Origin of the sequence: Streptomyces luteolifulvus, from assembly GCF_008806595.1 — a bacterium.
Classification (GTDB): domain Bacteria; phylum Actinomycetota; class Actinomycetes; order Streptomycetales; family Streptomycetaceae; genus Streptomyces; species Streptomyces luteolifulvus.
Window position 1 is genome coordinate 161,371 of the sequence record NZ_VZRB01000003.1, and the last position, 12,857, is coordinate 174,227.

14 protein-coding genes and 1 tRNA gene are annotated in these 12,857 nt (G+C 69.8%); 10 read left to right on the forward strand and 5 right to left on the reverse strand.

The window, feature by feature from the left end:
* Positions 1 to 65: 65 nt before the first annotated feature.
* The gene (locus F7R91_RS05740; RefSeq protein WP_150945145.1) at positions 66 to 932 is read left to right on the forward strand and encodes a bifunctional DNA primase/polymerase; all 867 of its coding nucleotides are present in this window, start codon (positions 66 to 68) and stop codon (positions 930 to 932) included.
* Between the two features lie 72 nt (positions 933 to 1,004).
* Positions 1,005 to 1,469 carry a hypothetical protein gene (locus F7R91_RS05745; RefSeq protein WP_150945147.1) on the forward strand — a complete coding sequence of 155 codons (465 nt, stop codon included), beginning with the start codon at positions 1,005 to 1,007 and terminating at the stop codon, positions 1,467 to 1,469.
* A 15-nt stretch (positions 1,470 to 1,484) separates the two neighbouring features.
* Here F7R91_RS05745 and F7R91_RS05750 read toward each other — a convergent pair whose 3' ends face one another.
* Positions 1,485 to 1,973 carry a hypothetical protein gene (locus tag F7R91_RS05750; RefSeq protein WP_150945149.1) on the reverse strand — a complete coding sequence of 163 codons (489 nt, stop codon included), beginning with the start codon at positions 1,971 to 1,973 and terminating at the stop codon, positions 1,485 to 1,487.
* 51 nt (positions 1,974 to 2,024) lie between these two features.
* Complete coding sequence (locus F7R91_RS41870) at positions 2,025 to 2,192, reverse strand: hypothetical protein (protein WP_191971365.1); 168 nt, start codon at positions 2,190 to 2,192, stop codon at positions 2,025 to 2,027.
* 304 nt (positions 2,193 to 2,496) lie between these two features.
* Here F7R91_RS41870 and F7R91_RS41875 point away from each other — a divergent pair, with 304 nt between their 5' ends.
* From F7R91_RS41875 to F7R91_RS05760, 3 genes are all read left to right on the forward strand, one after another.
* A complete protein-coding gene (locus F7R91_RS41875) occupies positions 2,497 to 2,637 on the forward strand; it encodes a DUF6284 family protein (RefSeq protein ID WP_191971385.1) in 141 nt (46 codons plus the stop codon).
* Between the two features lie 202 nt (positions 2,638 to 2,839).
* On the forward strand, positions 2,840 to 3,079 hold the full coding sequence (locus F7R91_RS05755) for a site-specific integrase (protein ID WP_225320538.1): 240 nt from the start codon (positions 2,840 to 2,842) through the stop codon (positions 3,077 to 3,079).
* A 156-nt stretch (positions 3,080 to 3,235) separates the two neighbouring features.
* Positions 3,236 to 3,604 (forward strand): VOC family protein, encoded by a 369-nt coding sequence (locus F7R91_RS05760; RefSeq protein ID WP_150945151.1) that lies wholly within the window; start codon positions 3,236 to 3,238, stop codon positions 3,602 to 3,604.
* Between the two features lie 195 nt (positions 3,605 to 3,799).
* Here F7R91_RS05760 and F7R91_RS05765 read toward each other — a convergent pair.
* A tRNA-Ser gene (locus F7R91_RS05765) sits at positions 3,800 to 3,886 on the reverse strand.
* Positions 3,887 to 4,010: 124 nt separating this feature from the next.
* Here F7R91_RS05765 and F7R91_RS05770 point away from each other — a divergent pair.
* Both F7R91_RS05770 and F7R91_RS05775 read left to right on the forward strand, forming a co-directional pair.
* Positions 4,011 to 4,289 (forward strand): hypothetical protein, encoded by a 279-nt coding sequence (locus F7R91_RS05770; protein ID WP_150945153.1) that lies wholly within the window; start codon positions 4,011 to 4,013, stop codon positions 4,287 to 4,289.
* 810 nt (positions 4,290 to 5,099) lie between these two features.
* Positions 5,100 to 6,671, forward strand: a complete 1,572-nt coding sequence (locus tag F7R91_RS05775) for an alpha/beta hydrolase (RefSeq protein ID WP_150945155.1) — start codon at positions 5,100 to 5,102, stop codon at positions 6,669 to 6,671.
* A gap of 406 nt (positions 6,672 to 7,077) precedes the next feature.
* On the opposite strand, the gene F7R91_RS05785 is transcribed toward F7R91_RS05775, so the two are convergent.
* Positions 7,078 to 8,571: a S1C family serine protease gene (locus F7R91_RS05785; RefSeq protein WP_150945158.1), complete on the reverse strand. Its 1,494-nt coding sequence runs from the start codon at positions 8,569 to 8,571 to the stop codon at positions 7,078 to 7,080.
* Positions 8,572 to 8,859: 288 nt separating this feature from the next.
* On the opposite strand from F7R91_RS05785, the gene F7R91_RS05790 reads away from it, so the two are divergent.
* From F7R91_RS05790 to F7R91_RS05800, 3 genes are all read left to right on the forward strand, one after another.
* Positions 8,860 to 9,687 (forward strand): glycerophosphodiester phosphodiesterase, encoded by an 828-nt coding sequence (locus F7R91_RS05790; protein WP_150945160.1) that lies wholly within the window; start codon positions 8,860 to 8,862, stop codon positions 9,685 to 9,687.
* A gap of 136 nt (positions 9,688 to 9,823) precedes the next feature.
* On the forward strand, positions 9,824 to 10,462 hold the full coding sequence (locus F7R91_RS05795; protein WP_150945163.1) for an ATP-binding protein: 639 nt from the start codon (positions 9,824 to 9,826) through the stop codon (positions 10,460 to 10,462).
* 143 nt (positions 10,463 to 10,605) lie between these two features.
* Positions 10,606 to 11,571, forward strand: a complete 966-nt coding sequence (locus tag F7R91_RS05800; protein ID WP_150945165.1) for a DUF5926 family protein — start codon at positions 10,606 to 10,608, stop codon at positions 11,569 to 11,571.
* Between the two features lie 295 nt (positions 11,572 to 11,866).
* On the opposite strand, the gene F7R91_RS05805 is transcribed toward F7R91_RS05800, so the two are convergent.
* Positions 11,867 to 12,532 (reverse strand): bifunctional DNA primase/polymerase, encoded by a 666-nt coding sequence (locus F7R91_RS05805; RefSeq protein WP_150945166.1) that lies wholly within the window; start codon positions 12,530 to 12,532, stop codon positions 11,867 to 11,869.
* Between the last annotated feature and the right edge of the window lie 325 nt (positions 12,533 to 12,857).

A 12,857-nucleotide genomic window follows, 5' to 3' on the forward strand; every position in this document is an offset into this window, starting at 1 on the left:
TCCACCACGGCGAGTCGGAGCCGCCGCCCCTTCCCTTTCTCGAACATGTGTACGAACATAGAGGCATGGCCACCACCGACCGGCAGGCCACGACGCTGGCCCTCGCACACGCCCTGTCCGCCGCCGAACGCGGCCTGGCCGTCATCCCCCTGTCCCGGACGAAGCTCCCGGCCCTGCGCTCCCCGCACCGCGACATCCCCGACCCCGCGCCCTGCCACGGCGAGTGCGGCCGCTTCGGCCACGGGATCTACGACGCCTCCACCGACCCGGCACGCATCCGCGAACTGTTCGCCGCAGCCCCCTGGTCAACCGGCTACGGCATCGCCTGCGGTCTGCCCCCGCACCATCTGATCGGCGTCGACCTGGACACCAAATCGGGCACGGACTCCTCGGCCGCCCTGCGCGAACTGGCCCTGCGCCATCTGTTCACGATCCCCGACACGGTGGTCGTCCTGACCCCCAGCGGCGGCCGCCACCTCTGGCTGAGCGGCCCCGCGGAGGTCGTCGTCCCCAACTCGGCCGGACGGCTCGCCCCCGGCATCGACATCCGGGGCGCCGGCGGCTACCTCGTCGGCCCCGGCTCCCGCACGGACCACGGCGTGTACACCACTGCCCCCGGCACCGCCCACCTCGCGCCCGCGTCCTGCCCGCCCGCCCTGCTGCGCCTGCTGCTCCCCCCGCCCCGCACCCACCACCCCACTCCGCCGTCCATCGGCGGACACGGCCAGGGTCTGGTCCAGTTCGTCCTCGCCGCGCACGAGGGCCAGCGCAACACCCGTCTGTTCTGGGCGGCTTGCCGTGCCTACGAGGACGGCATCGGACCCGCCCTCGTCGACCCGCTCGTCGACGCGGCCCTCAACACCGGTCTGTCCGAACGCGAGGCCCGCACGACGATCGCGTCGGCGGCACGGATGACGGGACACCGGCCGTGAGACCCGCGGGGGCAGTGCAGATCGAGGGAGCGAGGGAGCGTTATGGAGCGGCGGCGTCCCAGAGTGCGGACCATGTCGCTGACCCGTGTCGTCCTCGCCACCGGCCGTTCCCTCGACCTCACCGAGCTGCAGCTCTCCGCGACATACGGCGGCATGCTGGAGGGCTACCCCTGCAAGCCGATCAACGACATCCGGATCAAAGGCCTGTTGCGAGCGTGCGAGCGCGCCTTCCCCACCGCCCCGGTCCACCTGGTCCCGCCCCCGCGCGAACACCCGGACCAGTTCGCCGGCGGGTTCGGCCCGGTGGAGGTGCTGCCGCCGGTGGCCTGCGTCGGCACGTTCCACTCCACGCCACTGGACCCCGCCCACGACCCGGTCCTGTACCGCTCGTCCCTCACAGTCGTCTGGTTCCAGCCAGCCCCACAGGTGCCGTCGGACTGCGACGCGGAGAACGACCTGCGGGAGATCGCATGGGAGGAGCTGGCGCGGGACCACGAGCTCCAGAAGGGGCCCCCGGGATGGAGGAACCCCTTCTGAACTGCGAGGATGCCGTTAGCTCACGGTGATCCGGTAGCGCACGCTCACGTCCGTGCCGGGTGCCGTTCCGTGGAAGGTCAGTACGTGCGAACCCCGGCGCAGGGGCTTGAGCAGCACCCAGTACCCGTCGCTGACCGCGTCGTACAGTCCGGAGGGCGCTCCGAAGAGGTTGTCCTCCGGCAGCGTGAGGGGGAACGGCGGTGGCGGCGACGCGGCGCGGAAGGCGCGGCTGAGCCGGAGACGCTTGCCGTCCAGGGTGGCCTCGTACGTCGCCTGGTCCAGGTCGATGGCCGCGCGGAGCTCCTCCCGCAGTTCCTCGTACGTGAACTCACCGGGCGGTTCGGCGGCGAAGCCGTTGATGATCGGGAAGAACACCGCCCTGCCCGAGGGGATGGTGCAGGCACGGTCGGCGGTGCCGGAGCCGAAGGTGCCCGCCAGGAACCAGACCGGACCCGACTGACCCACCGCGCAGTCCTCCCCCGTGGGGTCGGTGAGCGGATTCACGGGGGTCGGGATCCCGAGGGCCCAGCGCGTCCACTCCGCTCCCCACTGGCCTTACGCCCTGCCCGCATATCTGGCCCAGGGCGGAACGACACGGTCCCATGAGGTGCCGTCGCCGGCCTTCACGGTCTGTGCGGGGGCCGGGGTGGCCGATGCGGAGGTCGGAATCAGCAGCACGAGCAGCGCGGACAGCAGCGCGAAGACAGCTCGGTGTGTTCTCACAGAGCACACCCGTTGCGACGTGAGAGTGCTCATCAAGGCCCTTCGTGTTCCGTTCGGCCGCGCCGGCTCAGCCGTTGCGTGGCGGCGCGTCCACGCGACAACCGATGCCCCCGCACGCCGGGGCCCCGTCGCAACTGCCCCACAGGTCCACCGAACGGCCGGAGCCAATGACCGGTGTGGCCCATCGGCCGACGGACATTGCGAAAGGGGCGCCACTGCGGAGAGTGGCACCCCTTCTGCGTACAAGCGGTGGGTGTGGGATTTGAACCCACGGTGACATCGCTGCCACGACGGGTTGGCCGATGTGCCAGGTCCGCGACAGGACGACCTCGACGGGAAGGAAGGGGGTTGGATCGACGCCTATATCACCACGCCGGACCGCGTTCCGTCCGAGCTGGACGCGCGCCAGCTGCGGCGGGCCCGTCGCCGGGCGCTGACCGCGTGAGTGGAGCTGACCCGCCAGTCCGCCACGACCCTGGAGGTCGGGGCATGAGCGGGCGGCTGACGCTGGCCGGCCTGTCCGTCCCGATGCGAGCGCTGCGTGTGCTGGCCGCCGAATACGGCAGCGGCACTGGACATACGCCCGGATCAGGTGGAGTTCGGCGAGCAGGCTGGTGACACGTGGACGTTGAAAGCGTCCGCCTCGTATGCCGGTGCTGAAATCCGGCAATCTCGCCGCGGTGCCGTACTCACTCCGGCACGCGGGAGTATCGCTCTGGATCAAGTCGGGGGTGGACCCTGCGGAGGTCGCTGCACATGCCGGCCACAGCATCGCCGTGCTGTACCGCTTCTACGCAAAGATCCTGAAGGGTGGCCAGCAGCACTCCAACAGCCTGATTGCCCGCGCGCTCGACGCGGGGGGCAACCCTGAAGCTCCGCCATCTTGAAGTGGCTGGTGAGCGCGGGGTGGCGTGACCTTGGTGCTCGTGCTGGTCGTAGGCGGCAGTCCGTGTTGTAGATCGTCCGGCGGGGTGGTTTTGCCGATGAGTTCACCGTCCTCGAACGGTCTACCCAGCGACACGACCGTTCTCGACAGGAGTGCCATGTCCACCATCCAGCCAGTGATCTTGACCGCCGACCACGACGTCCTGCTCGGCTTCTATACGAATTTGTTCGGCGCCAAGGAGATCTTCCGGGTACCGGCGGAAGGCCCGGCCTTCTACCTCGGCTTGCGCATCGGCGACACCGACCTCGGGCTGGTGGCCAAGGCGAACCCGGGGACTGGGGCGGCGCCGCGGATCCTGCTCAGCATCGGTGTCGACGACGTCGACGAGACGCTAGGCCGGGTGGCGGCGCTGGGCGGCTCGGTCCGCAGCGGCCCCAACGACATGCCGTGGGGACAGCGCGTCGCCCACATCCAGGACCCCGACGGCAACCCGGTGAACCTCACTCAGCCGAGCCCGGCCCGGTGACACTGTTCCGGGGGGCATGTGCTGATCGTGGGCTACCTGCGGTAGAGAACCTTCCCTGATCCTGGCCCACAGATGGCCCATACGCACTGGTCAAAGCTGGGATACCGGCGAGCCAGGGTGAGACAAGGTACACGCAGAAGGGGTGCCGTTCCGGAGAATGGCACCCCTTCTGACCTGCAACGTCTATGACCTGCGCGGTGGGTGTGGGATTTGAACCCACGGTGACATCGCTGCCACGACGGTTTTCAAGACCGTTCCCTTAGGCCGCTCGGGCAACCCACCTGGGCCCCGACCACCTGGGGTGGGGCGGGTACAGCGTACCGGGCGGGGGCGGGATCATGGGGCGCCGGTCCGTGGCCGTCCCGTGGCTGGCCCATGAGTCCCGGAGAGGCAGGAATCCTGGGCCATGCGGATCGTCGGCCGGCTGGCCGTCGACGCTCTGGTTTCGATGCTGCAGCGCGCCGCGCCCCAGCACGGCGTGCGCCACGGCACGCACCCGGACAAGGCCGTACCGGCGCAGCCCTTCCTCATTGAGTTCATCCGTGCCACCGCGGAGAGCCTCGACGACTCCGATCCCCTGGACGGCTATGTGGTCGAGGGCGACATCGTCACGCCGGCCGCGGCCACCGCTGCCGCTGGTCTCGGGATGCCACTGAGCTGCGTCTTCCTTGGAACGCGGAGCTGACCACCGAACACTTGAGGGCCGCCCCGGACTGGCTCGACGGAGCCGATGAAACCACCTATCGGGAGATCGCCGCGTGGGTCGGAGAACAAAGCACTGCCCTGCGTGAAGCCTGTGCGGCCGGCGGGCACGTCTACGTCGAGTTGGGGGCGGGCTACGCCCAGGGCCTTGAGAGGGCCTACTCGACACTGGTGGAGAAGCGCTGACCGCCCCCTACCAGGCGGCACAGCGAATCAGGCCATGTGCGCCAAGTAGTCGCCCTGTCTGCACACTTGGTCGCCTTGCTCTGCATCCATGACAGCTGCCCACGTCGGACCAACCGGCGTGGGCAGCCGTCACTGCGCTCTGTCAGCTGTGAGCGTCGGGATTCCCTGAGGGCGTGGACACGGCTGATCGTGGCGGTGAACCACAGCAAAGCCGAGCTGACCGCAGTCTGGATCTCAACCTGTGCTGCTTCTGCTGCTGTTATGTATACGGCGGCTCCCAAGACCACACCGGATACGTTCAACTCGGGCTCCGGCAAGGGGTTCACGGCAGTGCAGCATTGGCCGTATGGCTCGCCTGCCGTACGCCAGCACTCCAACTCAGGCTTCTTTCCTACCGCCTACAGGTCGCCAGGCGCTTCAGGTGGGCTTGTGCCTCGGCGAGATCGACCATGCGGATGGCTATCAGCACGTTTCGGTTCTCCTCCGCACGTCTGTTTCTTCGTACGCCCGGAGTCGTAGCAAGACCGCCCTGCAGAGGGATTCGCCCGTCTGCCCTGACACGAAATGGTCGTGCCGTCCTGGAAGTTGATCGAAAGGAACGGCCATCGTGCGGATACGACGCGTGGCGCCCTTACTCGCTGTGGGGGTTACGGCAACCTTGGTCCCCGCCCTCGCCCCGGCGCAGGCATCCGCGGCAGAACCGCTGAAGAGATTCGAGAGCCAGAAGCCCGCGTGGCACCGATGCGACGCATCAATGCCCGCGGCATTCCAGTGCGCGACGCTCAAGGTCCCCCTCGACTACAGCCGCCCCGACGGCAAGACCATCAAGCTGGCCATCTCCCGCCAGAAGACCAGTGTCCCGGGCAAGCGGCGTGGCGCGATCCTCTTCAACCCCGGTGGTCCGGGCGGCGAGGGCCTGGAGATGCCGGTCATGATGAAGGAGATGATGCCCAAGAAGGTTCGCGAGCAGTACGACCTCATCGGGTTCGACCCGCGCGGCGTGGGGCGCAGCAGCCCGCTCACATGTGGTCTCACGGCCACGCAGCAGAACACCGAACACCCCTATAAGCCAGAAACGTTCAACCGTGACGTCAAGTGGGCCCGGACCGTCGCCGACAAGTGCCGTGCCAAGGACGGCGACAGGCTGCCGTACATCACCACCCGCAACACCGCCCGCGACATGGACGTCATCCGCGCTGTTCTGGGCGAGAAGAAGATCTCCTACCTGGGCTACTCCTACGGCACGTACCTGGGCGCCGTCTACGCGCAGATGTTCCCCCAGCGGACCGACCGCTTCGTGCTGGACAGCGCGGTCGACCCTGCCCGGGTCTGGCGCGGCATGATCCAGGTCTGGGCGGAGGGCACCGAACCGGCGTTCACCCGCTGGACGAAGTGGACCGCGCAGCGCCACCGCACCTACAAACTCGGCAACACCCCGGCCAAGGTGAAGAAGACGTTCTGGAAACTGATTGCCCGGGCCGACCGCACACCCATCGACAACGATGGCACCAAGCTCACCGGGGACGACATCCGCGCCTCCCTGCGCGCCGAGTTCTTCAGCCCCAAGTCCGCGGCCGAGGCGGTCGTCGACCTCAAGAAGGCCGCCGACGGCCATGCGACCGCCCGCCGTTCCCCCACGCCGGACAACCGGCCCGGGCCGCGCCGGTCCGCCGCCGCCCAGCCGCCGGCCGACAACGGCTCCGCCGCCTTCTGGACCGTGGTCTGCGGCGACACCGCAGCCTGGCCGCGCGATCCCGAGCAGTACCGGCGTGACGCGATCCGGGACAAGGCCAAGTACCCGCTCTACGGCGACTTCGGCTCCAACATCACGCCCTGCGCGTTCTGGGACGCGCCGGCCGAGCCCGTCACCACGGTGGACAACGACCTCGGCCTGCTCACCGTCCAGAACCAGTGGGACTCCCAGACGCCCCTCACCAGCGGCCTCGGCATGCACCATGCCCTGAAGGGCTCGCGCATGGTGTACGTCAAGGGCGGCGAAGGCCACGGCGTCTACGGAGACCCGCGCTCGTGCGCCGACCGCACCGTCAACGCCTACCTGAGCAACGGAAAGCTTCCAGCCCAGGACGTCACCTGCAACACGTCCGGCCGCCGCAGCCCCGGCGCGGCCCAGCCCGTCATCCCGACACCGCAGCACACACCGGGGGCGCCCCGCTTCTGACACACCTCCCCAAGCCCACCTCCCCGAGCCGGGCAAGCCGTTGGGGGGTGGCGCCATTGCGGCTCGTCGATCGAGCACGGTCTCGACCTCGATATCCGCAGGGCACTCGACGCATTCGGGCGTCGGATCACCAAGCAGCACCACGAGGGCCCGCGCGACAGTCCTTTCGTGCCGACGGCCGTGCCTCGTCCCCGACCCCCACCCCCACCCGCACCCCGACTCCGACCCCGACCCCGACCCCGACCCCGACCCCGACCCGAATCGTGGTCCACGCCTGGTCCACACGCACTGATCCACACGCACTGATCCACAGCGCGATGGAGCGGATCAAGGTGAGACACGCCCCCTGCAGATGGGGTGCCCCTCGTTGAGAGGGACACCCCGGGTTGGGGACCGCGTGGGTGGGTCAGCCGTCGCCCTCGCGGGAGGCCAGGGTGAGTTCGATGGTGTGTTCCTTGCCGCCGCGCTCGTAGGTGATCGTGACCTTGTCGCCGGGCTTGTGGGTCCAGATCTCGCCGATCAGGGTGGGGCCGCTGTCGATCACCCTGTCGTCGAGCTTGGTGATGACGTCGCCGGGCTTGAGGCCGGCCTTGTCCGCCGGGCCGCCCGGCTCCACCGCTTCGGAGCCGCTCGCGCCCTGTTCGGTGATCTTCGCCCCGCTCACCGATTCGTCGAGGGAGACGGACGCGCCGATCTTCGCGTAGACCGGCTTGCCGGTCTCGATCAGTTGCTGGGCGACGTACTTGGCCTGGTTGATCGGGATGGCGAAGCCCAGGCCGATCGAGCCGGACTGGCTGGTGCCGCCCAGGCCGCCGTTGCTGGTGGACTGGATCGCGGAGTTGATGCCGATGACGTTGCCCTTGGCGTCGAGCAGCGGGCCGCCGGAGTTGCCCGGGTTGATCGAGGCGTCGGTCTGCAGGGCGCTCATGTAGGACGCGTTGCTGCCGCTGCCGTCGCTGGAGGCCACGGGGCGGTTCTTGGCGCTGATGATGCCGGTCGTCACCGTGTTGGACAGGCCGAAGGGCGCGCCGATCGCGATCGTCGAGTCGCCGACGGCCACCTTGTCCGAGTCGCCGAGGGTCAGCGGCTTCAGGTCCGAGGGGGCGTTCTTGAGCTTGATCACCGCGACGTCGTAGCCCTGTGCGTGGCCGACGACCTCGGCGTCGTACTTCTTGCCGCTCGGGAACGTCGCGGAGAGCTTGCCGCCGTCGACGGCGCCCGCCACCACGTGGTTGTTGGTGACGATGTGGCCCTCGGTGTCGAAGACGAAGCCGGTGCCGGTGCCGCCCTCGCCGCTGGTGCTCTCGGCCTGGATGGTGACGGTGCTCGGCAGCGCCTTCGCGGCCACGCCCGCGACGGTTCCCGGGTCGCGCTTGAGGGAGCCGCCGCTGTCGGATGCGGAGACGGTCGTGGACGAGCCGCTCTCGTCGTTGTTCTTGGCCAGGGTGTAGCCGAGGCCGCCGCCCAGGCCGCCCGCGACCAGCGCGGCCACGAGGATCGCGGCGAGCATTCCGCCGCGCCCCTTGCCGGGCTTGGGGGCGGGCTGCTGGTAGGTGGAGCCCCAGCCGGATCCCGCGCCGCCCCCGTCCGCGTACGAGGGGGTCGGGGGCGGCGGGGGCGGCCAGCCGCTCTCGGGGGCGGGCCCGGCGGCGGGGGTGTGGCCGGCGCCTGCGGGTGTCTGACCCTGGGAGCCCGTCGAGGCGTACGCCGGGGGCTGGCCTGCGTGCACCAGTTCCTGCTCGGGTGTGGCGGGGGCGCCCGGAGGCACCGCCGGCAGTGGAGTCGTCGGCGCGCCGCTCCCGGGCGCGGCGGCCTGCGGGGAGGCTGCGGGAGATTCCACCGGCACGGGAGGTGCGGACGGGGCCGGGGGTACCGCAGTGCCCTCGTTCTCGGTGCTCACAGCTTTTTCTCCTAGATCCACGGCTGTTGTTCGGTTCGCACTCGGCCACGCGCGTTCACGCTTGTCGGCGCTTGTCGGCGGACGGCGCGATGCAGCTGTGCATGTTTTTTTGTATGGCGCCAGCTTTTCCCACGGGACGTCAGGGCACCATAAGCAGTGACTGTGCGTCCGGGACCACCCTTTATATAGGATCATCAGGACTTAAAGGACGCATTCTGTTGCCCTCCCGTAGCCCGGCTGTGGCCCTCCTGCGCCACGCATACCCCGGCACGGTGGCACCATGACGCGGTGACCCAAGCACGACCGCACCGGACTCAAGTCGTCGCCCACCGCGGAGCCTCCGAAGAGGCCCCGGAGCACACCCTGGCGGCGTACAGGAAAGCGATCGAGGACGGTGCCGACGCCCTCGAGTGCGATGTACGCCTCACGGCGGACGGCCATCTCGTCTGTGTCCACGACCGTCGCGTCAACCGTACGTCCAACGGCCGCGGCGCGGTCTCCGCGCTCGAGCTCGCCGACCTCGCCGCGCTGGACTTCGGCTCCCGCAAGAGCCGGGACTTCTGGCGCACGCGCGACGAGGAGCCGGACTGGGAGTTCCGTCCCGAGGACCGCGAGGACACATCCGTCCTCACCCTGGAGCGGCTGCTGGAGCTCGTCGCCGACGCCGGGCGCCCGGTGGATCTGGCGATCGAGACCAAGCACCCCACGCGCTGGGCGGGGCAGGTCGAGGAGCGGCTGCTGGTCCTGCTGAAGCGTTTCGGCCTGGACGCCCCGGCCCCGGCCGCCGACTCGACGGTCCGCGTCATGAGCTTCTCGGCGCGTTCGCTGCACCGTGTGCGGGCAGCGTCGCCGACGTTGCCGACGGTGTACCTGATGCAGTTCGTCTCGCCCCGTCTGCGGGACGGACGGCTGCCCGCCGGCGTCCGGATCGCCGGCCCCTCGATCCGCATCGTGCGCAATCAGCCGGCGTACATCGAGCGTCTGAAGCAGGCCGGCCATCAGGTGCATGTGTGGACCGTGAACGAGCCGGAGGACGTGGATCTCTGCGTCGGCCTGGGCGTCGACGCCATCATCACCAACCGCCCGCGCGCGGTACTGCGTCAACTCGGTCGCTGACTGATAAAGACCTGGGCACCTGCCTTGACCCGGCCATGCCTCTGAACCATCCTCCGGAGTCGGCCACACCGTCGAAATCCGGCCATACGTTACAGGGAGTGCTCCGGCGCGTTCGGTCCGTGTTCGATGTTTGCGAATGCGTCACAGGACGGGGATTGGCCGGTTTCCGGTACAGGCCAATGGGGCATCCACACCGTGGCGTGGGGCAAAGGAGGTCTCGGGGGTGGCGTTGGTGGTGGCACAGGAGGTGCCCACGTCGTCAAGCATGGCCGTTCCCCATGGCCCTGCGGGCGTGGGGAAGGCGAGACATCGTATGCGCGCTCAGTTGCGCAGGGGAGGCGTCTCGGAATCGGTCATCGAGGACGCAGTTCTGATTCTTTCCGAACTCTTGAGCAATGCGTGCAAGCACGGCCGGCCGCTGGGTGAAGCCCTGGCCGGGGACGGCGACGTCCGCGCCGCCTGGCGCGTGGACTCGGGCGGCAGACTCACGGTCGAGGTGACGGACGGCGGCGGGCCCACCCGCCCTGCTCCGGCCACGCCCTCGGTCACCGCGCACGGCGGCCGTGGGCTCAACATCATCACAGCGCTCGCCGACGACTGGGGCGTACGGGACGAGATCCGTGGCGAGGTCACGGTGTGGGTCGTCGTCCACGCGGATCTTCGTGATCCGGACGCGGGTCACCGTCGCGACGACTTCGCGACCCGTATCACCGCCCCTTCGGTGGCGGCCATACCCGGCCTCGACTTCGCAGACGCCTTCGACGACCTGGACTGAGACCGAGTCCACGGGCCGGCAGGCAGGTCGTGGTGCCCACAGGATCGGCACACGGGCCGCGTTGTCCACAGGCGCCGTCGGTGTTGGCGTGAACGGCTAGGCTCCCGCCGTACGAGACGAGCCGTAACCGGGAGACACCCACGATGGCCAAGAAGCGACCCCAGACGAAGGCCAAGCGGCCGCAGCTCACCGACGGAGAGATCCCGGTCGTCGGCGCCCGCGAGCCCTGCCCGTGCGGCAGCGGCCGCCGCTACAAGGCCTGCCACGGCCGGGCCGCGGCCCACGCCGTGACCGAGCTGGTGCAGCGCCCGTTCGAGGGGCTGCCCGGCGAGTGCGACTGGGTCGCGCTGCGCGAACTGGTCCCGGCCGCCACGGTCGAGCTGACGCTGCGCGGCGGCCCCCCCGAAGGCGTCCCGTCGGTCACGCTGGCCACGGTCCTGCCGATGGCCTGGCCCGCGCTGCGCCGCGACGACGGATCGGTGCTGCTGGGCCTGCAGAACGACACGGCGTCTGGCGACATCAGCCGCGACCTCGCCGACACCCTGCAGCGCGCGCTCGCGGCCGAGCCGGGGACGCCGGTCCAGGGCCGCCGCGCCCCGGCCGACGGTCCGCGGCTTCAGGACCTGCTCGACCCGGAAGGCGCGTTCGAGCCAGTTGTGCACGAGGGCTTCGAGTTCTGGGTCCCGGACACCGAGAACGCCACACCGGACGTGACCGCCTCCCTGGAGCGGGCCAACGCCGCGGCCATCCCGACCGCGAAGCTTGCCGGGGTCGACTCCGCGTACTGGTGCGAGACCCCGGACAAGAACCATCTGCGCTGGGTCATGCCGCACGCGGAGGAGCAGCTGCTGGACGCCCTCGCGCGGCTGCACGCTGCGGGGAGCTCCGGCCTCGGTGAGGGCACCCGTCTGGTGGGCTCCTTCCGCGCTCACGGGCTGACCGTGCCGGTCTGGGACCTGCCGAGCGGGGTCACCGCGGACGACGTCGAGAAGCCCGCCGCCGAGTTCGCCGAGCGCCTCGCCGGTGCGCTGGCCACGGACGCGCCGCTCACCTCGGACGAGCGTCGCGCGCGCGGCGGCCTGACCAACCGGCAGGTCACGCTCAGCTGACGCAGCGAGTGCGGCTGACCGGTCGGTCAGCCGCACTGGGCAGGGCGGAACCAGACCCTCCGCCTTCAACTCCCGGTGAGGACAAGCCAGTCCGTGTCCGAATAGCCGAGGAATACCCGAGATCGAATTTGCGAACTGCCGATCTCTTGTTACCGTTCCAGTAGCCCGGTTGCTGGTGCATCCCCCGTCGCCAGCAACCGGGTCTTTCCATGTGCGTTCTCCTTTACGGAACCACGCCACATGTCAGCTCCCCCCGAGCGGCGCGGAGTTGCCCCGCCGCCGGGGGAGGCGAGTGCTACAGCTCGGGCGCGCTCACACCCGTACGGGTGAGCGTCTCGACGACCGTGTCCACCACGGCCTCCACATCGGGCACCCACGGAGAGGCCGAGCCGGGCAGCGGTGCACGCTCCCAGGTGATCGGCCCCTGTCCGGTCTCGGAGGGGGGCAGGGCGAGGTAGCCGCCCTCGCCGTGGAAGCGGAGGGAGCCGGGGACGAAGTCCTGGGCGTAGAGCAGCTCGCCCAACTGCTCCAAGGAGTACGGCTTCACGAGCAGCGCCCAGCGCGCCGGCGAGGCGATCACCGGGCCGAGACGCATGCCCCGGCGGTCGAGCACGTCGAGGGCGCGGGCGGCCGCGAGGGCCGGCAGGCTGACCGCGCACGGGGCATGGCCGCCGGTGGCGAGGAGGATCGGCGCGGCGGGCCGGTTGGTCCACCACCAGCGCACCATGCGCTCGTCGGTGGTGGCCGCGAGGAGTCCGGGGTCGAAGGGGTGCGCGCCGGGCACCGAGCACTCCGGGTCGGGGCAGCCGCAGCGGGAGCGCCCCTGCGGGTCCGCTGTCACGCCCGGGAGTACGGGCCACTGCCATTCCGTCGCGAAGGTCAGGGCCGCGCTGATCACATCAGGCCTCCCGTCGCCGCGCTTGGACAGGAGCCTGCGTCGCCTTCCGAGGATCTCGCGCATGAGCGCTCGTTCCTTTCCGTTGCACGCCTGGCAACACGTGGTCCACATCACACCATGTGTCGATCGCTTCACTGTGCGTACCTGCTGGCGCATCACACCCCTGCCCGAGGCAGGGGGAACCCCTATGGGTCGAGCGTTGGCCGCGTCCACGGCAACCTGACCCATACCGCTTCTCTCAACAGCATGGGCATGGCGTGGGGGTGGCGAAGTCTGGCGTTTGCCGTCCCGCGTATTCCTCTTCGCCTCCGCCACGGGAGGATGGGGCACGATCGTCGGTGGCTAAGACGCCCGGGTCCGTCGCCAGGTTCCGGGCGGCTGTCAACCG